At 32.6% G+C, this 21,958-nt stretch carries 17 protein-coding genes; 14 read left to right on the plus strand and 3 right to left on the minus strand.

Going from position 1 to position 21,958, the window contains the following annotated elements:
* Positions 1–281: 281 nt before the first annotated feature.
* The 11 genes from NMK29_RS07770 (at position 282) to NMK29_RS07820 (ending at position 12,090) form a co-directional block, all read left to right on the plus strand.
* Positions 282–2,894 carry a S8 family peptidase gene (locus NMK29_RS07770; RefSeq protein ID WP_108804426.1) on the plus strand — a complete coding sequence of 871 codons (2,613 nt, stop codon included), beginning with the start codon at positions 282–284 and terminating at the stop codon, positions 2,892–2,894.
* A 181-nt stretch (positions 2,895–3,075) separates the two neighbouring features.
* Positions 3,076–3,504 carry a hypothetical protein gene (locus NMK29_RS07775; protein WP_108804425.1) on the plus strand — a complete coding sequence of 143 codons (429 nt, stop codon included), beginning with the start codon at positions 3,076–3,078 and terminating at the stop codon, positions 3,502–3,504.
* 189 nt (positions 3,505–3,693) lie between these two features.
* On the plus strand, positions 3,694–4,392 hold the full coding sequence (gene tssD, locus NMK29_RS07780) for a type VI secretion system tube protein TssD (protein ID WP_108804424.1): 699 nt from the start codon (positions 3,694–3,696) through the stop codon (positions 4,390–4,392).
* Positions 4,393–4,398: 6 nt separating this feature from the next.
* Positions 4,399–5,634 carry a hypothetical protein gene (locus NMK29_RS07785; protein ID WP_108804423.1) on the plus strand — a complete coding sequence of 412 codons (1,236 nt, stop codon included), beginning with the start codon at positions 4,399–4,401 and terminating at the stop codon, positions 5,632–5,634.
* Positions 5,627–6,349, plus strand: coding sequence for a hypothetical protein (locus NMK29_RS07790; RefSeq protein ID WP_108804422.1), 723 nt, complete (start codon positions 5,627–5,629; stop codon positions 6,347–6,349). Before NMK29_RS07785 ends, NMK29_RS07790 begins: the two co-directional genes overlap by 8 nt.
* Positions 6,350–7,498: a hypothetical protein gene (locus NMK29_RS07795; RefSeq protein ID WP_108804421.1), complete on the plus strand. Its 1,149-nt coding sequence runs from the start codon at positions 6,350–6,352 to the stop codon at positions 7,496–7,498. It abuts the gene before it with no gap.
* A gap of 309 nt (positions 7,499–7,807) precedes the next feature.
* The gene (locus NMK29_RS07800) at positions 7,808–8,155 is read left to right on the plus strand and encodes a hypothetical protein (RefSeq protein WP_027391258.1); all 348 of its coding nucleotides are present in this window, start codon (positions 7,808–7,810) and stop codon (positions 8,153–8,155) included.
* Positions 8,156–8,320: 165 nt separating this feature from the next.
* Complete coding sequence (locus NMK29_RS07805; RefSeq protein WP_108804420.1) at positions 8,321–9,061, plus strand: hypothetical protein; 741 nt, start codon at positions 8,321–8,323, stop codon at positions 9,059–9,061.
* Positions 9,062–9,068: 7 nt separating this feature from the next.
* On the plus strand, positions 9,069–10,181 hold the full coding sequence (locus NMK29_RS07810; protein ID WP_108804419.1) for a DUF1266 domain-containing protein: 1,113 nt from the start codon (positions 9,069–9,071) through the stop codon (positions 10,179–10,181).
* Between the two features lie 109 nt (positions 10,182–10,290).
* A complete protein-coding gene (locus NMK29_RS07815) occupies positions 10,291–11,442 on the plus strand; it encodes a hypothetical protein (RefSeq protein ID WP_108804418.1) in 1,152 nt (383 codons plus the stop codon).
* 291 nt (positions 11,443–11,733) lie between these two features.
* The gene (locus NMK29_RS07820) at positions 11,734–12,090 is read left to right on the plus strand and encodes a GIY-YIG nuclease family protein (RefSeq protein WP_108804417.1); all 357 of its coding nucleotides are present in this window, start codon (positions 11,734–11,736) and stop codon (positions 12,088–12,090) included.
* Positions 12,091–12,176: 86 nt separating this feature from the next.
* On the opposite strand, the gene NMK29_RS07825 is transcribed toward NMK29_RS07820, so the two are convergent.
* The 3 genes from NMK29_RS07825 to NMK29_RS07835 all read right to left on the minus strand — a co-directional run bounded on the left by NMK29_RS07825 (position 12,177) and on the right by NMK29_RS07835 (position 16,160).
* A complete protein-coding gene (locus tag NMK29_RS07825; protein ID WP_108804416.1) occupies positions 12,177–13,478 on the minus strand; it encodes a hypothetical protein in 1,302 nt (433 codons plus the stop codon).
* A 374-nt stretch (positions 13,479–13,852) separates the two neighbouring features.
* Entirely contained in the window at positions 13,853–14,935 is a 1,083-nt protein-coding gene (locus NMK29_RS07830) for an adenylate/guanylate cyclase domain-containing protein (protein ID WP_108804415.1), read from the minus strand.
* A 130-nt stretch (positions 14,936–15,065) separates the two neighbouring features.
* Complete coding sequence (locus tag NMK29_RS07835) at positions 15,066–16,160, minus strand: adenylate/guanylate cyclase domain-containing protein (protein ID WP_108804414.1); 1,095 nt, start codon at positions 16,158–16,160, stop codon at positions 15,066–15,068.
* A 311-nt stretch (positions 16,161–16,471) separates the two neighbouring features.
* Here NMK29_RS07835 and NMK29_RS07840 point away from each other — a divergent pair, with 311 nt between their 5' ends.
* From NMK29_RS07840 to NMK29_RS07850, 3 genes are all read left to right on the plus strand, one after another.
* On the plus strand, positions 16,472–17,851 hold the full coding sequence (locus NMK29_RS07840) for a glycosyltransferase family 2 protein (RefSeq protein WP_234424310.1): 1,380 nt from the start codon (positions 16,472–16,474) through the stop codon (positions 17,849–17,851).
* A 360-nt stretch (positions 17,852–18,211) separates the two neighbouring features.
* Positions 18,212–20,764, plus strand: coding sequence for a toxin-antitoxin system YwqK family antitoxin (locus tag NMK29_RS07845; protein ID WP_108804412.1), 2,553 nt, complete (start codon positions 18,212–18,214; stop codon positions 20,762–20,764).
* A 101-nt stretch (positions 20,765–20,865) separates the two neighbouring features.
* Positions 20,866–21,888 carry a hypothetical protein gene (locus tag NMK29_RS07850; protein WP_108804411.1) on the plus strand — a complete coding sequence of 341 codons (1,023 nt, stop codon included), beginning with the start codon at positions 20,866–20,868 and terminating at the stop codon, positions 21,886–21,888.
* Positions 21,889–21,958 lie beyond the last annotated feature (70 nt).

Here is a 21,958-nt window from a genome sequence, read left to right on the forward strand (position 1 = left end):
CAAAGATATATTGATTGATTCCCTTACCAAACACTCTTTTCAGTGAAAAAAACACCCTGTTTTCAGGGTGCTTCCTTTGATAAGCTTTATGATTTGAATGTAATGTATTGATAGTTAATTGTTTGTAATTTGTTGTGCCCCGCTTTTTTAAGTTATAGCCTGTAATTATAGGATTACCATAATTAATAAGGGATAAATCCCCGTTTTTAATAAGTGTAATACCTGTTGATCTCTCATTAGTAGTAGTGTAAGTTTATAATATCAACTTAAATATATTATATATGAAATCTAAAACAACAATTCTGTGGTGCCTTATGGCACTGATCACTAGCTTTTCGTGGTCACAAAAGACAAAAACAATCAATCAACAACAATTTTTGGAAGAAAAAGATGGTTGGAAATTGGTTGATGAGCAAACTGGACAAAAATTTACATTAAGTGATGAAATTACAATTCAATTTAAGAAAGCACCTTCACCCAAGGAGATTCAAAGATTAGAAAACACCTATGGGATGAAATTCATGCGAAGTAACCGATTAGGTTTCTATGACTTTAAAATTACTACCAAAAGTAAACTACTCGATTCATATGAGAAAATGAGTAAGGAAGTAGATGCTGAGCAAATTTTTACGAATACGATGGGTACATATATTTTAACACCTAACGATCCTCAGTTCGGAATACAATGGGGGCTAGAACAAGCTAGTGATGCGGATATTGATGCAGAAGATGCTTGGGATATTACTACTGGAAATAGCTCGGTAATTGTAGCAATTTTGGATAGCGGAACCGACTGGACTCATGAAGATTTAGGGCTTGGTACAGATGGATATCAGAATGTGTATCTTAATCCAGGAGAGGATGCTTGGTCTAATCCAAATGATCCTACTACCGGAAACGGAATAGATGATGATGGTAATGGATTTATTGATGATTGGAAAGGTTGGGATTTTAATAATGCAGATAATGATTCCAGAGGACCTTTTTGGCATGGTACGCATGTAGCAGGAATCGTTGGAGCTAAAACGAATAATAACACTGGGATGTCCGGCATTGCCGGCGGTAACAACGCTGTAGGGTCTAGATTGATGTTAGAAGGAGTTGGAGATTTTGCTCCTAATGCTTCTATTTTGGACGACGCAATTATATATGCAATGGATAATGGAGCAGATATCATTCAACTTAGTTTAACTGTTGGGAGTTCACCGGCTATAGATACAGCACTACAAGATGCATATAATGCGGGAGTATTTATAGTGTGTGCTGCAGGGAATTCTGGAGCGGGAGCTATTTCGTATCCGGCATCAAATGTGAATGCATTCTCAGTAGCAGCAACAACAAATGCAGATGTTAAAGCAGGTTTCTCGCAATTTGGTCCTAACTTGGATCTTGCAGCGCCTGGTGTAGGGATTCGTAGTACACAAAATGGAAATGTCTATGCCGATAGCGATGGAACTTCGTTTGCTGCACCAGCAGTGTCAGGAGTAGCAGCATTGATGCTATCAGTAGATCCGACATTAAGTAATCAGGAGATTGAAGATATACTAAAATGTACAGCTGATAAAGTAGGAGGATATGATTATATCTGGAATCCAGCGGAGTTAGGACATTCTCAGGAATTGGGGTATGGTAGATTAAACGCACATCAAGCTGTGTTGGCAGCGAATACTTCAGATATTTATATTAGAGATACCACGTTGGATGATGGAACAGAACCATCTTCAGGAACCATGTACCTTAGTCCAGACATTTGGGTGCGTAACGATGATGATGGTGTGCTAACTCATGAAAATCCAGAATATAAATTATTGAGTCCTAATTGGGTATATGTTCGAATTAATAGAAAGAATTGCTCTAATATTGATGATGGGGTTTTAAAATTATATTTTAGTAAAGCTTCTACAGGATTATCTTGGCCATTGCATTGGGATAATTATTATCAAATGGTAAGTGGTAGTAGTGTATTACACGGAGATTTTATTGGAGATGTTCCGATACCAACTTCTCCAGATGATGAGATTATTGTAAAAATTCCTTGGTATCCACCAAATCCAGCAGATTTTATAAATGATGTACATCACTTCTGTTTATTAGCAAGAATAGAATCTGCCACGGATCCAATTGGAGTAGAAGGAACTTCTGTATGGAACAATACCAGAAATAATAATAACATTGCTTGGAAGAATGTAAGTGTTTATGATATCGATGCATTTAATAATACCGCTCCTTATGTATTCATCAGAAATGTAGACAAGCGAGTGAGAGCTATTAATTTATCATTGGACGTTACAGAGAATAAAACAGGTATTCCATTTGAGAAGATTGGAGCTTTTTATATCATTCCTGACGAAAAGTTAAATGAAATTTTAGCAGAAGCAAAGATGGAAGGTATTGAACGGGTAGATAGAAATGTCTATAGGGTATATGAACCCAAAGCTCGTATTTATGAGGTAAAAGCAGAACCTTATCAAACCTTTAGTCTTCAGTTATTGGTTAAACCAGAAGTAGAGCTTAAAGAAGGCACCTATTTAAATTATAACATTCTACAAACTGATGAAAAGTTCCAACCGATGGGAGGAGAACAGTTTACTATCGGTAATTTTGGTGGTAAAGAAGATAGACGAGAAGAAATCGAACAATCAGAAGAAATAAAAACTATTGATTTCAATGCATATCCTAATCCTACTCAAGGAGAAGTAACTATACGACTTAATGATACTTATACTAATGTGGGGATTGTCATCAGAAATATGGCAGGAGATGTTATTTATGCAGATCATCAGAAAGAAGCAGATCAATTTAATGTTGAGCTAAAAGGCTACAAAGGATTGTATTTTGTAAAGATTACAGCAGCTAATGGAGAAACCAAAACAATGAAGCTGCTTAAGAATTAATGACCGAATGAATACCCCGAGACTATGTAAAACCGCTCTTTTAATTAGAGCGGTTTTTTCTGTAGATGGTAATGGTCTACAATTCATTCGTCGATACCTTTTTGCTATTTACCGATTTAAAAGGGAAAATTAAGTGAATTACAATTAATTTAGATTTGGAAAAATAATACATTTGTTTTCTATGCAATACATTAAAGACTCTATATATTATCACGATGCTATACACGAATTAAATTATCCTTTTGGAAATTTTTATTTGTTCGATGGTTTTGTAGTGGGAGAGTTTAAAGAAGATACTGTGGTTACTTGGGATGACCATGCAAAACTTTTAGTAGAGGACTTAACCAACCTCTATGATCACGATGGAGGTAATGTTGTTTATATCACTAATCGCGTACATTCTTATGCGGTAAAACCAAGTGATTGGATTAAGTTTTATAGAAGTGATTATAAAATGCGGGGATATGCAATTATAAGTTATACTAAAAAAGGAATACTTAATGCGTTGATTGAAAAACTCTTCATTAAAAGTAGGTTTCGTAGTTTCGAGTCTTTAAGTGATGCAATTACTTGGGCTAAAAGCTTGACCAAATCTCCTGTCTCCAAATAAATATTCTTTCCTTTTAAATGCTATAAAGGGTTTTATAGTCATTTGATTTCTTACATAATAGATTACCGATATTTAAATTAACAGTTTATCACGGGAAAATATACCTATATCGAAATAATTCGTGATGGTAACCGTTGTTACATATATTTTTGATATTTTCAGCTTTCCAAATACCAAATTCAAGCGCTTATGGCCTTTCAGGCAAAACTATTTATTAATGACGAAGAACGAAATGTAATTGACAGTACATTTTTATATCAGCAACTGATGGATAGCAATGGTCGTCCTAAAACTACGATTCAGGATGGTAAAATCAATGTTTTAATAGAATCCACTAAGAATGATGAATTGTTTTACGATTGGATGTTTTCTACGCATACCACGTATAACGGATATGTTCGATTTTTTAAACGAGATGGATTTAGTAAACTATTTGATTTCGAATTTGCGAACTGCCATTGTGTTCATTTAGAAGAAAAATTTAATGCAGAAGGTAATAGTCCGTTAAAAATGGAATTGGTATTGTCGCCAGGTATTCAGAGAGTGCGGGGTCAGATTTTTGAAAAAAACTGGAATCCAAGCAATCCTTTTACGAATGCTACACCGATTACGGAGCGGGAGGAGAAAGAACCAAAAATAATTGAGGCATATTGGATGGATGAAGAAATGAATGAAAGAATAGATAAAATAACTTTTTCTAAAAAAGCAACTTTAATTGTTAAAACAGAAAATGTAGATCCTGGTGAAACGGTAAAATTAAAAATTAGAAGAAAAGATAGTGAGAAGCTAGAAGATAAAGATTATATAACTTATCAAGGTGTGGTTAATGAGGATGGTAATGCAGAAATGGAACCATTGGAATTGAAAGAAAATTGGTTGAAAAATTAAAAATCGATGAGTGAATTAGAGTTAATATTTGATGTTGAAGTTGCTGGGGTAACAAGAAGTTTTCAGAATGAAGTACTAAGGGTAAGACCACCAGTTGAGGTGTTCGCCAATGATGTACAACTAAATTCTAAAGATGAAGCTACCGATCGATTTGTTCCAATTACAACAGAACCGGCTATGCCGGTTATTACGATATCCAATAATATGGATGAAGAAATTAGAGGGAGATTAAAGATAGAATATACCAAAAATTATAGTGGTCAGACTGTTAGGAAGTGGTTAAATTACTATCCATCTGAAGAAAATGAGGAAGTCCAGACGGAAACTATTGAAGCACATAACTCTTGGAATGTAGATTTTGGAGATCATATAAGAGGTGGAACAGCAATTTTTGAATATGTAACTGGTGAAAATGAATGGAATGATGATAATATACAGACATTTACTTTTTATTTAAGAGGAAGAAACCCTAATAGAGATGAAGTGATTTCTTATATTGAAGATGAAGGTTATGATGATCAATATTGGTTCCTTATTCGTTTAATTAGACATGAATCAGCTACAGGTAGTTCAAATGAGTTTAGGCAATATAACCCTGGTACAAATTATACTACAACAAGTGTTCGAGGCTTACCTAATTTTGGACCACCCAGAGGATATGGTCTAGGACAAATAGATAATTTTGGTAGATTGGTTACAGGGTATTCTGCATTAACAGAAGCACAAAGGGAGGAACATAATTTGGTCGGAGTAGAAAGAGGGGAAACAATTGTTGATGATGAAGGTAGAACTATTGATTGGCAGGGTTATATTGTTGCTTCTGATAATCAAGTTTGGAATTGGAAGGAAAATATAGATACGGTTATAACATTTTTGGATATAAAAAAGCAGACCATAATTAATAAGTATACCTCTTGGGTTAATACTGCTAATAATTGGAATATTAATCACCCTGAAGATTTGGTAGAACAACATGCTGATCAAGTGGAGGGAGATATAACATTTAGTAGTATTGAAAGTTTTATTGATGATATTCCAAATAATGTTAATGAATATTTTGATGATGTGGAAGATTCTGATACCACTAAATCCTTTATAGATGCCTGCCTTATCCGTTATTATAATGGTGGATATTATCACCGATTAAGAAGAAATGGAAATCAAAAACCTTATTGGGATATTGATCGAGAATCAACTCAATCAGGTTTTTATGTTGAACATATATGTAGTCAAGATGAATAGATTGTCAATACTCTTTAAATTAATTATTCTATTATTTACACTTAATGGATTGATTTCGTGTTATGATACTAATAATAAAGAAAATACTAATCAAAGTAAGATAAACAATGATTCTTTAGCATATTTAGAGGATGATTCAACTTTGAATATTGAAAACGCCGATAAAATAATCTGGCAAAATAGTAACGTAAAAATTTACGCTAATCATTCAATTATTGAAGAAGGAGAGGAAAGATTGATTATATACTCAAATAAAAAAGATACTTTACTAAACTTTTTACATGAAGACGGAGGAAAGATCACTTTTCCCTTTGTAATAGGTATTAATGAAGAAGTTTTTATTAATTTTTTTGAAATTTGGGAAGGAAGCGGATTTCTCAGTAAAAAAAACTTTTATCATCTAGATCAGCAGGGATATACTTTGGATAAAGTAGAAAATGTTCCAATAGAAAATGTTTTGCAAGCGGTAAAGACAAAATTTAAAATAACAGATAGTATCTATACCAGAAAAGGGGAATTCTATAAAAACTTTACTTTTGATAAAACCTGTTTTAACGAAAACAAAGAATTACCCTTTTCTCTAGTGATTTATAATCATGATAATCCTAATCTCAATAAAGGTTTGGAAGGTTTTAAAACTGTAAAGGGTATTTATAAATTCGAAAAAGAAAAGGATTATATTTTAAAACCTATTTTAATTGATCTTAAAGATTAAATGAAAAAAACGTTTCTTTCTTTAATACTTATTCTATTAATTTCCTGTAAAACAACACAAGAAAATAAAGTAACTACCAAGGTAGAAAACGCAGTAGAAAGCATTCCAGAAAAAGTAGAAGCTGCTATAGAAAGAGCCGAGGAGCCGCCTTCGCAAGATATAGAAGAAACTATAGAAGAAGAATCAGAAGCTTTTACGCCTTCACCATTTATAGCCAAAATTTTAGAACAACTTGGAGTTCAACCCATACAAGTGTATGAACAATTTGTTGTACAGAAAGTAATGCCTTATGATGAGACCAGTACTATAGTAGTGATTCCTACAGTAGCTAGTCAAGAGTACGATTGGGACGTTTTTACATTAAACAGTTATATTTTGGTGGTAGATTCGGAAACGGGTGAGATCAAGCAACAATTTTATGAAAAAGAAAGTTGGTATTCTGATGCTATTCGTATCGATGAGATATCCATTGACACAACCAATTATAAGGTTGCCGATGGAAAGCGAGCTTTTGGAATTACACTTTCTTATATCGGAGCATCAAAACCGAATCCTTATAATTCAACTACCATTTCTCTCTTTATTCAGGAAGAGAGTGTTTTGGTACGCGTATTAGATGCTTTCGAAATAAACTCTTACTGGGGAGAATGGGATATGCGATGCACAGGAGAATTTACGAGTGTAGGTAAGGTCCTGATTATGGACCATAATCAAAACAATGGTTTTTATGATATTAAAGTGAATGTGGAAACTACAACCATGGAAACTTTTGAGAAAGGAGAAGATGATTGTGATGAAAAAGAATCTACTCAAAAATCAAAACAATTGCTCCGATATTACGGAAGTTATCAGTTGTATCAAAAAGTATACACATTAGAAACAGAATCTTCTTGTGGATTAGAAATCAAGCTAGAAGGGAATCAATATTATCTAAAAACCAGTAAACGAGAACATAAGGGAATATTCTTAATAAAAGATGGATATATTACTTTCCAAGGATTATTAATTGATAACTCCAAAAAAGAAGTACAAGGCAGTTACGATGATGATGAAATCGTAATACAGAACTACGGAAATGCGATGAATCCGTTTACTGTATTTGGAGAATGCGCTGATCAGAAATATCTTCATTTGGTAAATAAGGAATAGTCTTCGTTGCCCTACTTAGGTAAATATAATTTTATCAAATGAAAAATAGGTTAGGTATCCTTATGTTATTGCCGGCAGGTCAAAGCTATCCTCGGAATAGCAATTATAAAATATTAGTGTAAGAATTTGGTCTTCAGAATAACATCTAAACGGATAAAGAAAACACATCATATTCGCAAAAAGTCTTTTATTAGTAATAACTTTCGGGGAAATTTGCTAGTGTAAAATGAAAAACAGTGGTTTTCAGGGGTGGTTTTATCTTATAGAATTGTTTCCTTTGATATAGAGAACCTATAATACCCCCAAAGTATGAAAAAATCAAGGCTCAAAGAATATGTAGTACCCTATAAAACTTTAAAAACTCAATTTGTTTCACCTTATAACAAAAAAGAAGTTTTACTAGAAGTACGTATGCATAAAAAGATGATACACAAGGGTTTTGGTGAAAAAACACTAAAACAGCCAATCATTACGTTTCATACTACCACAGATCAGACGGAGATCCCTAAAAGGTATTGGACAGAACAAATGATAAAAGCAGTGGATGCCTACGCTAAAGAATATCCTGTAATTGATATCAGAAAAACACATTCTATAGCTAGTAAGATGATTTCTTCTATTTCTAGAGTATGGTTGGTATTGATTCCTATTCATTGATTTTTTATTCTGTTAATGAGATTACATAAAATCAACAATTAATATTATATTTCTCATGCATTACATAAAACAAAGAAATCTTCCCTAATTAAACGGTGGTTTTCAGGGTTGATTTTGATCTGAATCCGTGGTTATTTTGAGATGTACAAACTAACAACGCACATTATGCCTATTCTTACTATCAGTGAGCATTTAGAACATTATCAAACACTCAAGAGCCAATTTATATCCCCATATACTAATATGGAAGTGATGATGGAAGTTCGCTTGCATAAAAAGGTTATAAATACAGGCTTGGTTCAAAACATCCAGAAGAAACCCGTAATTGCTTTTTATACAACTACAGATCGAACCGAAATTTCTAAAAAAAAGTGGACGCAGCAAATGAAAAAAGCAGCTGCGGATTATGCTAAACAATATCCAATTGTCGATGCAGGAAAAACATATTCGACATTTGGTAAAATTATATTCTCTACTGCTATTATTGGAGTCATTGGTGCGTTAGCACTGGTTTTTTACTTATTTATGTTTAGTAATCCACAAGCAAAAATGAATATAGAAGAGTTTGTGTCTTTACCTAATAAAGGAGATAAATACTATGGATTTATTAATCAGACTTTAGATGAAAAGAAGACGCCTTTTTTAGCTCATGGTTGGATTAAAGTAATAGCTGTAAATCCTATAGATAGCACTTGTACGTATGTTACGGGTGAAGAAGTAGGAGCGCTTACCTTTGAAACCTTAGAAGCAGATCATAGTAATTTTTCTAATACACAGATAAAAGGAAAATTTAAAGCAGATAAGCGAGCTCAAAAAATCTCACTTATATCAGCAGACAAGCGTTGGAGATTCGAATCCCAAGTGATCAGTAATAAAACAAAGAATTATAAAATCACAGCAGAGTAAGCAGCTTATGGAAATATTACAAAACACACCATTAAGTCGCATAAATCCACCAAAAAACAATACTTTTTTACAAGCATATCAAAACTTAGAGCAGAACGCCAAAGTTGGGTTATCGATCTTAGGAACCGCAACGTTGTTTTTTATGTTGGTAATAGGAATGGGATTGTACGAAGTTTTTGGTAATCCTTCACAAGGAAATGGGATGCCTTTAAACTCTTTGATAGAACCTCAGTTTCTTGCTATAGTCACTGGTGTAATGATTTCCTTATTTTTTATATTTTCTTTTCTTAATAAACAACGAATATTAGCAATAAAAGAACAACAAACATATTATAGGTTGGGAGATGTAACTCCTTTGAACATAGATCAAAAAAAAGCAATTAGACTCAATTTAGTGCATATGTTTTATGGTGGTGGTTGGTCAGAAACTTTAGAAGTTTTTCCGTGTAATATTCGTTTAGGAGAACAGAAGTTTAAACCACAAACATTTGATATACATCAAGATGTGTTGTATCAACAATACCTTAATGAAGATTGGGGAGTACTTAATAAAGAACAATACTATGAGATGATAGCTCGTTTATTTGATGGAATGCATTCTAAATGGTTTGCGCAGGATATTGTTTCGGACTCCGCAAATGATATGATTAATCAAATCTCTGGACTTACTAAAGTGGATCCAATGTATATAGAGAAATGTGGTTTAATCGCTAATAATAAGCCCAAGAAGTTGATTTGGGGATTTGATTTATTTAGAGTTATACCAATGAGTCGATGGGCATTTATGGCCGGTTATATCTCAGAAAGCGAAGCTTGGAAAAATATACTAAAAGCTTCTGAACTCATTTATTATTTGTTTGATAGTCATGAGGATTATTATGATAATTATCGGGTAGGACATGCTTTTTGGAGTAATAATTTTGAAGCCTGTACGGATCGATTACAGAAATGGACCTATTTTAAAGAAAAATGTGATTGGCCCGCAAATAATTTGGCGTGGACACAACCAGAATCTGTAACGCTACCAGAAAATATGAAGACGAATTTCGAAACACATCTTTCGGAGATAAACAACCAACAGAAAACTACTATCGGGTTTCGCAAAACCCAAGAAGGGTGATACTTCATACTGAGTACGTTGAAGTTCTTAAAAGGCTGCAGATTTGAAAGGTCTATGTACAATTAGGAAAAGGTATGAAATCAATTGAATATCAAACCATAAATCAATCATGTCAAATACAAAGAAGAAAGCATATCATGCATTAGTAATTAGCACGTGTATCGTTGTACTATTGGTCAGTTTTATTTTTTTGAAATCTAAATATGATGAAAAGAAGGCTACTGCAATTGCCAAGTTAGAAGCTAAAAAGGATGTGATTCAGGATTTAGACTATCAGTATGCAAAACTAAAATATGCTGCTAGGGATTGGAGTACTTTATACGCTAAAATAACAGCAGTACATAACAGAGATACTGTGCTACATCAAAACTATACAATAGCGGAGTTAACCAGAAAACATCATGATATAATCGGTTTCTGGGATGAATATGAAGATGATGTGTATATAAAATATTATGCTACTAATACCCAATACATAGCTAGCATATATCAGGTTAGTGATACTTTAAAACAGTTGTTTACGACATACCACCTTCATGAAAAAATCTCTCGATATAAACAATCTTTAAATATCGCTTACAGTGATATCATACATAATATGAAGCCTACGGATAGTATATCTAGATACCTATCTCATAAATATCCTCAATACACTACATACTTTTATTATTTAGATAAGATTGATCAGGCGTATTATGAATTATTGTTTGAGCGGTATCCAAATTCATTACATTATTTAATAGAAGGCAATAATGAATTAGAAAAAGAAGCCGTAAGCAGGTTAATTAATATCCAAACACAGGAGCTAAGTAACCCTTGGTTACATACTAATAAGGTGGTAGAGGAAAAGCTAAGTAATCAAATGAATGCACATTTTAGTGTAGCAAAAGATACTACAAGCATTTATAAAATTAAGAAGAATGATCAAAAGTTATTGCTGATGGTAAAAACAGCAATGATTTCCCAAAACGATTCTGAGGCTGCAAAAAAAGCATACTTAGATGCACTAACGGTAGCGGCAGAAAGTATAAAAGATACATTTGTAAAAGACATTTATGTATATGTAGAGGTAGTAGATCCAGAAACACTTTTTACCGATGTATGGATAAAAACACCAATACAGACAGATCTGGCTGTGGATTACCCTAGCGCGTTATCAAGTATCCTTTCTGGTTTTTATAATGTAGATGCATATAAATATTATATCAAAGGATCCTTTAATATATTAGAAGCTTGGTATCCTAAAGTAGATAAACCTTAAATATCCTCCATTACATCCGAACCTTGAACATTCCCGAACCCTGAGCGGAGCTGAAGAGTAATTCCCTATAAATCGGGCTTCGAGAGCCTCAGCCCTCGAATACAATCGAACCCTGAGGTAACTCGAAGGGTGAGACTTCGAGAGCCTCAGTCTCCAGTGTTATATTATTCCACAGGGTGAGGCACTCGAACTCTGAGCAGTCACACTGAGCTTGTCGAAATGTGTATTCATAGGGTAACAATTACTTCCTTTTTAACACATAATACTATAGATACGGTAACATCATAAAGGATGGCAGGATATATGTACATATTAGAATGTAGTGACGGTAGTTACTATACAGGAAGTACAAAAGATTTAGATAGGAGATTGCAGCAGCACCAAAATGGAGAAGGAGCTAATCATACAAAAAAACGATTACCTGTTAGGTTATTATACTACGAACAATATGATAGGATCGATACGGCATTCTATCGAGAGAAACAAGTACAAGGATGGAGCAGAGCGAAAAAGGAAGCATTAATGAATGGAGATTTGGATACGCTACATGATTTAGCTGAATGCACGAACGGAACTCATTTTTCTGTTTTCAAAGTACCAGACTTCGACTCCGCTCAGTCCTCGGATAAGAATACCACTGAACCCTGAGTGCAGCCGAAGGGTTAGTACAACACCCCCAATAGTTGGACGCAACTATTGGGGGTGTTTTTTGTCTTTTTGTTTGTTGTAAAATATTATTGATTCACATAATTACCAAATGGGATACCGATGCTAAACCCTAGCGCGTGAGTACTTTCACCACTTAAAGTTTTTTCATGGATTTCTCTCCATTGTAATTCTACACTAATAGCAGAATCATCGTTTTTGCCTTTTAGGTAAAATGGAATTCCTATTTTCCAAGTTGATGCTTCATATTCTCCAAATGAATAATCAAAAGAAGCACTTAACCCAACAGGGAAATCACGATAAAAGTAAACAAAATCACCTTTAAGATTATGGGTAATGAAAGAATCAAATTCACCAATATACTTGTTTTGTGTACTTAATTCTACTGGTGTAGTAGGGGTATTGCTAGGTAAAGAGGTAAATGTTCTTTCTTTAAGAATATTTGCTGCTATAGAGTTGTTCATAAAACCATTATAAAAAGCGGTAAGTTGCATCGTTCCTATACGCATTGATTTACGATAATAACTGAATGAACCTTCTAATGATAAGGGATAAAAGCTTTTAGTTTCTGAACTAGGAGACGATTCTTCTTTAAAAACTTCATATTCTGTGGTACTTATTGGCATATAAACTCTTGCTGACCACCATGTTTTTCTCAAAGTTTTTATATACTTTCCTTTAGTAATAGTTTCAGCTTCTTCAATTAATGTTTCATTATAAGCATTTTTTACAGCAGCTGTATAAGCATTATTATATTCATCCTCTGTATCGATAGTAGGATCAAGGGATTTTTTCTTTTTAATAGCCAAATCTGTTTCTTTCTGAGATTCTTTATATTTATCATATTTATATGCTAATGCTTGATCAAGCAAGTACTGGTCTCTAAACTTTTTTATTTTTGCTTTATCCGTATACCCAATGTTTCCGCGAAAAAGTTGAGTGAATTTCACAAAAACGCCAATGTCATTTTGTATTTCACTATCTACGGAGAGACTAGAGAAATTGTCTTCTATGTCTGCCTGGATTCCCATACTCCATATATACCTTACATAGTCAGTCCCACTAGTCGTTTTACTATTTGGATTAATAGAATATCCCAACGTTAGTCTATTGTTTTCTTCTTCTAAGGTAGCAAACGCTGCTCGCGTAGATAAATCGGAAGCTTCCGTCAATAGTTTGTTGATTTCTCTATTAAAAACAATGTTTAATGCCTTATAATGTATGAATTTCTCTTCATTATATGATTTGTCTTGATATAGTTGTTTTACATCCGTTTTAAATTTCTCTTTTTCATCCTTATCAGACAATTGAGCATGAAGGTTAGCGATTGTTAATAATAAAAAAGAAAAGAAAGTAATTATTCGGCCCATTTTATAAAGTTTTTAGTTCATTCAAAAATAAATGAAATAGACCTGATCTAACATACCCACTAATAGGTATATTTAAAATTCGTTATGCTTAATGTAAAGTGAGTCTTCGAAGACCTCTAGTTTTATATTACCTAAAACTAAAGTGGGTGAAACTTTCGGACTCTAGTTATTTTCGATCACTTAACACTTTCTAACCCTGAGCGTAGTCGAAGGTTGATTACTGCCAGGCTCCGGCTCCGCGGCTGCTGAGTTTACCGAAGTACAGCCCTCGGATGTTCGAAGGTTGAAGGATCCAATAACAAACAAAAAAAGTCGAAGCTTATAACACACAGTAAGCTTCGACTTGCTCGGATTTTCCCCAAAACCTTCGCTATTTATACCCTCGCTATGGTATGAATGTTTACTTCTTCTTGCTTGCCTTTTAATAATACACTTCCTAAAAATTGACAAGTTAGATTGGCATTAATTTTTAGATCTCGGATTAGTTTTTCAGAGATTAATAATGGTACTTTATAAGTATTACATTGTCCTTGTATACGGGCAGAAGTATTGATAACATCTCCGTGATAGGCGATCTCTTTTTTTACAATACCCACTTCGGTTACCATGAGTTTACCACCGTGTAATCCAGCTTTAAACTCAGGTACAACTCCGTACTTTTTTAGATAATATGCTGCTTTTGCATGCTTGCGCTGTTGGAATGCAAAGAACAAGTTTACACAATTATTATCTGCTAATCCTCTTTTATAAGGCCAGCTTAGTACTACTTCATCTCCCACGTATTGATAGATTTCGGCATTGTGTTTAGGAACCACTTTATTTAGATCATAAAAACAATCTTGTATCAATTGGCTATATTTAAAATGACCTAATTTTTCTGCAATAGTGGTAGAGTCCTTTAGATCAAGAAACATAAAGATTCGTTTCTCTTCTTGTGGATTTTTATATTTTCCTAATAGCATTTTTATAAAAACTCCTTTTCCGAATTTTTCATTAGCTATTTTGATAAAAGAGAAGACAAAAGAGGATAAAACAATATACAGAATAACCGCCCAAAACGATTTATTAAAACAACACCAACCTGTATGTTGACCAGCGTGTGTACCTGTAAGTGTTGCGAAAATATCTGTAATCACCATAAATACAGTAAGCGTAACTATAAAATGCAATAATGTTCTTAAAATGATATCCTTAGTAAGTGATATTCTATTATTTGTATAGGCATCAAAAGTAAAGTCCACCGTAGCGTATAATACACCTATTATGATACCGATATTAATGAGTTTCACAAAATAATAAAGTGTTCCCAGTGTACCTTCATAGTTTTTGATCACTGCAAGACCTTCTTCTGAATCAATTCCATAATATCTAAATATCGAATATAGTACCATAGCTATTGCCCAAAAAAGTACAGACTGCTTCAGAAGCTGCGAGTATTGTTTTAATGTATGATTCATAACTGGTATCGTTTATGTGATTTCTGTTTTCTATACCTAAAACACATACGTACGAATTCACCCTACCTTTTTTTAAAATATTAAAATAAAAAAGATATTAAATGTTTTTAGAACACTTGTTGTTAAGTACTTAAGTGGTTTGCAAACTTTTGTCAATCGTGTGGATATTGACTTCTTTTTGTTTCCCTTTTAATAGAACACTGCCTAAGAATGTAGTAGATAAACCAGAATTAATAGTTAGATCTTTTAATAACTCTTCAGAAATAAGAAGCTTCACTTTATGATTATTACATTCTGCCTGGATCCGAGCTGATGTATTAATTACATCCCCATGATAGGCTATTTCTTTTTTGATAACTCCTACTTCTGTAACCATGAGTTTACCACCATGCAACCCGGCTTTAAATTCTGGAATTACGCCATACTTTTCTTGATAATAATTGGCTTTGTTTTGTTTTTTAAGTTGAAAAGCAAAAAATAAGGAGACACAGTTATTATTAGCCAAACCTTTTTTATATGGCCAACTTAGTACCGCTTCGTCTCCAACATATTGATAAATTTCTGCATCATATTTGGGAACTACGGTATTAAGATCATAAAAACAGTCTTGTATAAACTGACTGTATTTAAAATGTCCTAACTTTTCTGCGATGGTCGTAGAATCTTTAAGGTCCAGAAACATAAAAATGCGTTTCTCTTCTTGTGGGTTTTTATATTTACCGAGAAGCATTTTTATGAAAACACCTCTTCCAAACTTTTCTGCAGCTATTTTTATAAATGAAAAAACAAAAGAAACCATTACTATATAAAGAATAGTAGCCCAGAAAGATTTGTTTTCTTTCCACCAACCTCTATCAGTATCTAAATTAAGATTATAGATTTCAGAAAAGATATCCATAATTATAGTAAAGATGATAACTGTAGTAATAAAGTAAAATAAGGTTCTAACAATTAGGTTATATACCAGTGATATTTTATTAGAAGTATATTTATCAAAAAGTAAATCAATGGTAGCGTATACGATTCCGATTAACATTCCAATACTAGAAAAACCCATTAGTGCACGTATAGTACCAGTATACCCTCGATATTCCTGAATCATATAGATACCTTCTTCTTCATCAATTCCATAATATCTAAATATAGAAAAGAACCCCATGGCTAATGACCAAAAGAGTACAGACTGCCACAATAAACGCAGGTATTTTTTAATACTTCTTTTCATGTACGATACAAATGATATTAGAGAATACTCTAACAAAAATAACTAAATCTTATAAGGTGTCCTAAAGCTATAAAAGAGTGGGTAATCAGAATCATTAATTGTGGAAAATAATGTGGTAAAAATACCCAACTGTGTAAGAAATACACACTTTTGTTTTTTGGCATGTTTCTTAAATCATTGGAATTCAGTAGTGTTTGTAATTGGTATCAATTTTGGTTTTCCAGAGTGGTAACAAAAAAGACATTATGGAGATATCAAGAACAATAGAAATGACAGAAACACCGATAGTAGGAAACTCATTCGGTAATCGAATGAAGAATATGGTGATAAATGGATCTTCTTCATTTGTGTTGCTAATCACTTTTTTATTATTATTTGGTGCTGCATCATTATTTTATTTTTTACAACCTTATTTCGAACAAATTCGTTTAGAGAGAATGAATACTGTTTGGGGAATTAGTTTAATGATTGCGGGTATTTCATTGCTTTTGATTAAAGTAAGCTTTCTAGTTTATATATTATATCTATATCTACGTTATCAAACGACTGATACATTATCTGATAAAGAATTACCATTATGTACTGTAATTGTTCCTGCATATAATGAAGGAGAATTGGTGTATAAAACACTTCATAGTTTAGCTAAAAGTGATTATCCAATCGAGAAGTTACAGATTATTTCTATTGATGATGGGAGCCAGGATGACACTTGGGATTGGATGAAAAAAGCAAAAAATGAATTAGGAAATAGAGTTTCTATATACCAGCAACCAGAGAACAGAGGAAAAAGACATGCATTGTACAGAGGGTTCAATTTAGGAATGGGAGATGTTTTTATTACAGTTGATAGTGATTCTATTGTAAAAGAGGATACGCTGCGTGTAATGGCTTCGCCTTTTGTTACTAATGAATCTTGCGGGGCAGTAGCTGGTAATGTAAAAGTATTAAATAGCGACAAAGCGTTAATCCCAAGAATGCTTAATGTAAGCTTTGCATTTAGTTTTGAGTTTATACGTTCTGCGCAGAGTGCTATAGGATCTGTATTGTGTACTCCAGGAGCTTTATCTGCGTATCGCAGAGAAGCAGTTATGAACTGTAGAGCAGAATGGATTACTCAGACTTTTATGGGACAAGTCTCTAAAATAGGAGAAGATCGAGCAATGACTAATATGATTCTTAAACAAGGATATAATGTATTGTTTCAGAGAAAAGCATATGTGTATACGAACACTCCAGAACGTTATAAGAATTTATATAAAATGTTTATTCGATGGGAGCGTAGTAATATTAGAGAGAATATTGCTATGAGTAAATTTGCCTTTAGTAATTTTAGAGAAGGATCAAAAGCTGGTACCAGAGTTTTATTATTAAACCAGTGGTTAAAAATGGTAATGGCGTATCCTGCGACTTTGTTAATGGTGTTTTTTATAGCTACGTATCCAGTTTTATTTTTTAGTTCTACACTAGTAAGTATTCTAATATTTTCGAGTATTCAAGCATTCTTTTATGCTAAAAAACATAGTCTATCAGAATCTTTATGGGCGTATCCATATAGTTTATTCTATGCATTTACTTTGTTCTGGATTACACCATATGCTATAGCAACTGCCGGAAGAGGTGGATGGCTTACTCGTGACTTATCTAAGAAAGAATTAGAAAAACAACAACAGATAGTTCCTGCGGCTTCTTAACAATATTAATTACCCATTTTATTTCAATTGACCAACCATTTTATTTCCATCAAGGGTCTGAGAGTTTTAACCCAAAGAAATTTACAGACCCTGAGGAGATATATTAGGTATAGGATTGAATGGATTATTAGAAAAGTAACTACATAAACTCAACTACACTTTTTTTGCTTATCAATTTAAACTGTGATAACCAACCTACAAAAAGCTCCTCTTCCCCCATTTAGAGGAGCTTTTGCTATTTAAAATATTTATATGTCTTTTTTTCAGGGTTTACAATATCCTTGTTTTCAGGGGTAGTTATTGTATCTATGATGTTTACTTTTACATCAATAAATCAAAAGAAAAATAAGGTAGTAGAGTATGAGTATTGGTAAGAAGAATATTGTATTGGTTAGCATTATTTATGTAGTCTTATGTACTATAGGTTTTAAGGCTTTTGGACAGAATGATACAATTTGGTATGATAAAAATTGGAAGCTATCCATTAAAGATGATGCCGCTTTTTATCGTCCGCCTGTTTCTAAGAAAGGAGAACTATATCTGGTACGGGATTACTATATAAATGGCTCTTTGCAAATGGAAGGTACATCCTCTAATCCTGCAAAGGATTTTTGGGAAGGTGTGGTAACTTGGTACGATACAAACGGAAAAGTAATACAATCTTTTACTTATGAAAATAACCGTTTAGAAGGTGATTTCATTACTTATTACAAAGATAAAAAGCTTATTGCTCAATACAAGAATGGACGTTTTGTTTCTGGAGAAGCAAATTTTAATAATGGAACTTCACAAACCTATATCGTACAGCGTGATAGTATTATGAAAGAAGTTATCTATGATACCGATATAAATGGCGTTAGGTACGAATATTTTAAAAAAAACACAGGAACCTATGTAGATGCCTATGAAACTAAATTCTATGACAATGAAGGCAAGTATATAGGAACTTCTACAAGAGATAAGACAACTGGAAGTTATGAAGGAATATTTGTTACTTATTATAGAAGTCCATTTAGAGTAAAAGAAGTTAGAGATTATAAATACAAAAATGGTAGGGTAATGGCTACGTATTATCCTAATGGTGTACTAAGGAATCGTTTTATAGAAGAACCGAAACAAAAAATAGAATATTTTGATAAACAGGGAAATCTATTAAATAGTGTAGGAATTGAAAACCCTAATAAAAGCTGGAGTTTTATAAATGGAAAACGTATGCAGTTTTATTCGAATTACATTCCAGAAGAAATGCATCTTATAGAATATATAGAAGAATTCAATGAGGTAGGTGATGTGGTCTATATGGAACGTTTTCATAAAAATCAGAAGATAAAGGCGAAGATTTATTTCGAGAATAAAAATAAAAAGGAAGAGATTAATTATGATGAGCAAGGAAAACAATCCAGTAGGCTTAATTATAAAGAGTATAAACCATATCAAGGGACATTAATAGAAAAAGGTAGATCTGTTATATATGACCAAGGAGTTTTAGTAAAAGAGACTAATTATTATCCAGATACAAATGTTCCGTTCAGTATTTTTCAGAATAGTAAAGCTACTTTTTATGATAAAAATGGATTAGAATTGGGGCATGTGACGTCTAACTCTGATGAATATATGAGTGAAGAAGATGGGACTCGATATAGAATTGATTATAAAGGAAGAATTAATTATGTATCTAAATATTCGGATGGGAATAAAACTTCTGAAAAGATATATCGATACTTTGATAAGGATACTAGTAAGGTTGGAATCATAGAATATTTTTATGATGGTTATAAAACGTTAAAGGAAGTAACGTTTTATCACGATACACAAAAAAAACGTTCTGTATTACTTTATAAAAAAGGAAGCAAAGCAAAGGAAATCTTCTATGATCCATCAGGTAATGAGATAGCTACTTATGATCATCAATTAAAGCAAGGAATCTTGTATAAGTATTTTAGCAATACAGATGTGGTAGAGGAATATAAGGAGATGGATAATGGTACATTAGTAAAAAGTAAAAAATATAAGAAACGCTACATGTCTAATGCTAGTAAAGAATATGAATATGTATTAATAGAAGATATAGATATAAATACAAAAGCAGTTTTTTATAAAGAAAGTGGAGAAGTGATTGCAGAGCTGTTATTTAAAGATAAAAAACCATACGAAGGAGTTGCCTACAACCATGCTAATAATTCTTATTTGAACTATAAAAATGCCAAAAAGAATGGAGTGTATAAACGAATGAATTATTCCAATAAATTAATAGAAGAAGGGTATTATATAAATGATAAAAAAGAAGGAGCTTTTGTTAATTACGATTATAATGGAAATAAACAAATCGTAAAGAATTATACAAATGATATGTTAGAAGGAGAAACTATTTATTATGATACCGAAGGTAACCTTATAAGTAAGTTGATATATAAAAATGACCTTCCATATCAAGGAAAAGAAGTACATAGAGGTGAAGAGGTGTGGTATGAAAATGGTGCTATTGTTAAAAAAGAAAAAACAACCGAAAGACAAGTAATAGTTACCAATTACATTTCTGAAAATAATCAAAATGTAGTGGTGTACAGTGCTAATAGAAAAAATAAAGAGTATACATATGCGATAAAGGATTATAAATTAGATGGTAAAGTCATTAGGTATGACCTTAATGATAATGTACTTCATACAGCTATCTTTGATAATGGAGTGATGAAATCAGGAGAGATTTTGATTAAAGAAAACTCTTATAATTTGCGCATATATGAAAAGATATTTATGAAGTTGGATCAAGATGTTTTATCAATAAAATGTTTTGATAAAGAAAAGAATATTGTGTTAGAAATTACGGAAAAAGCTAATAGTTATAAAGAATTCCCCAATGCGGTCAAACTAGGGTTAAACCTCGGCTATCTGGGGCCAAATGTTCTTTTTTAGTACAAAAACAGAATAGATTTTTTATAAAGTAATTGTAGTATATTACCAGCCAATAGAATTTAGACCACAGAATGAATTTAAAAGTACTACTAGTTTTCCTAATGATTTCTATAGTTGCATTAGGACAGAAAAAGGAATGCGATCAGTTTAGAGAAGGTTATTTTAAAATTGAAGATTCCATAACGGGAGTTTCTTTACTCCATAGATTCGGAAATAAACAAAAAGAGTATAATTCTATTTCTAAAATGAAGCTCGAACTTTCTGTAGAGTGGTCAGCGTGTGGTTATAAGTTAACATTAGATAAAATAGTAGACAATCCTTATGATATCGATGTGGATACACCATTTTCTATTGATGTCGCAATGTTAGAAACTACAGAAAACTCATATCTTCAAAAGAGTACATCTCCATTTTCTGATATGGTCATACAGACTAGTGTGCAACGTATTACCGAAGAAGAATATCATGAAATTTTAGCACAACAAAAAAAGATCGATAGGAGTCTTAGTATTGATGATCCCACTTTTAAAAAAGAAGTAGCCGAAAGTATGTGCAATTGCTTTTCAGAAGAGGATAAGACAAATATTGATCAAAGCTTTTTTGCCAATTGTGTTGCTAAAAGTATATTAAATCATCAAGAACAATTAATCTCGATAGCATTACAAGATACTACAGGAACTGATCCGGAGATTTTAGGAAGACGTCTTGGAGAAGAACTTGTACTAACTGTACAAAAAGATTTAATTTATGATTGTGATGAGTATTTTAATTTTTTAGACGGAATAAAAAAAGAAGGTGAGAACAAGAGGTTTGCAAAGGCAAATCAAAAAATAACGGATTCTCTTTCTTATTTAATTGAAGATAATCAAGAATTATCATTGTATAGGAGTAGAGCCGAAAATTATCTAGGGCTTAGAGATTATGAAAATGCTGAAAAGGATATAGACGCATGTTTTGTTTTTGATCCTACCGATATACAGGCTAAAATGTTGTATGCATTGGTTTTAGAAGGGAAAGAAGAATATGAGAAGGCTGCTGATCAGTATATGGAGATTTCTGAAATAACGGGTAATAAATTTTTACCTATTATCGCAGAATTAACTAAAAGAAAGGCTAAAATGTAATTGTTTTTTCATCCATTGATTAAACATAAATTTCAGATATAGAGTGATTTGACTACAAATAGTATATTTG

Source organism: Aquimarina sp. Aq107 (assembly GCF_943733665.1).
GTDB lineage: Bacteria > Bacteroidota > Bacteroidia > Flavobacteriales > Flavobacteriaceae > Aquimarina.

Excerpts from the sequence above, each read along its gene's own strand:
- NMK29_RS07820 (WP_108804417.1), top strand. The coding sequence starts at position 11,734 with ATGGCAGGATATATGTACATATTAGAATGTAGTGACGGTAGTTACTAT.
- NMK29_RS07770 (WP_108804426.1), top strand. The coding sequence starts at position 282 with ATGAAATCTAAAACAACAATTCTGTGGTGCCTTATGGCACTGATCACT.
- NMK29_RS07805 (WP_108804420.1), top strand. The coding sequence starts at position 8,321 with ATGCCTATTCTTACTATCAGTGAGCATTTAGAACATTATCAAACACTC.
- NMK29_RS07790 (WP_108804422.1), top strand. The coding sequence starts at position 5,627 with ATGAATAGATTGTCAATACTCTTTAAATTAATTATTCTATTATTTACA.
- NMK29_RS07815 (WP_108804418.1), top strand. The coding sequence starts at position 10,291 with ATGTCAAATACAAAGAAGAAAGCATATCATGCATTAGTAATTAGCACG.
- NMK29_RS07835 (WP_108804414.1), bottom strand. The coding sequence starts at position 16,160 with ATGAAAAGAAGTATTAAAAAATACCTGCGTTTATTGTGGCAGTCTGTA.
- NMK29_RS07840 (WP_234424310.1), top strand. The coding sequence starts at position 16,472 with ATGAAGAATATGGTGATAAATGGATCTTCTTCATTTGTGTTGCTAATC.
- NMK29_RS07795 (WP_108804421.1), top strand. The coding sequence starts at position 6,350 with ATGAAAAAAACGTTTCTTTCTTTAATACTTATTCTATTAATTTCCTGT.
- NMK29_RS07850 (WP_108804411.1), top strand. The coding sequence starts at position 20,866 with ATGATTTCTATAGTTGCATTAGGACAGAAAAAGGAATGCGATCAGTTT.
- NMK29_RS07785 (WP_108804423.1), top strand. The coding sequence starts at position 4,399 with ATGAGTGAATTAGAGTTAATATTTGATGTTGAAGTTGCTGGGGTAACA.
- NMK29_RS07800 (WP_027391258.1), top strand. The coding sequence starts at position 7,808 with ATGAAAAAATCAAGGCTCAAAGAATATGTAGTACCCTATAAAACTTTA.
- NMK29_RS07825 (WP_108804416.1), bottom strand. The coding sequence starts at position 13,478 with ATGGGCCGAATAATTACTTTCTTTTCTTTTTTATTATTAACAATCGCT.
- NMK29_RS07775 (WP_108804425.1), top strand. The coding sequence starts at position 3,076 with ATGCAATACATTAAAGACTCTATATATTATCACGATGCTATACACGAA.
- tssD (WP_108804424.1), top strand. The coding sequence starts at position 3,694 with ATGGCCTTTCAGGCAAAACTATTTATTAATGACGAAGAACGAAATGTA.
- NMK29_RS07845 (WP_108804412.1), top strand. The coding sequence starts at position 18,212 with ATGAGTATTGGTAAGAAGAATATTGTATTGGTTAGCATTATTTATGTA.
- NMK29_RS07830 (WP_108804415.1), bottom strand. The coding sequence starts at position 14,935 with ATGAATCATACATTAAAACAATACTCGCAGCTTCTGAAGCAGTCTGTA.
- NMK29_RS07810 (WP_108804419.1), top strand. The coding sequence starts at position 9,069 with ATGGAAATATTACAAAACACACCATTAAGTCGCATAAATCCACCAAAA.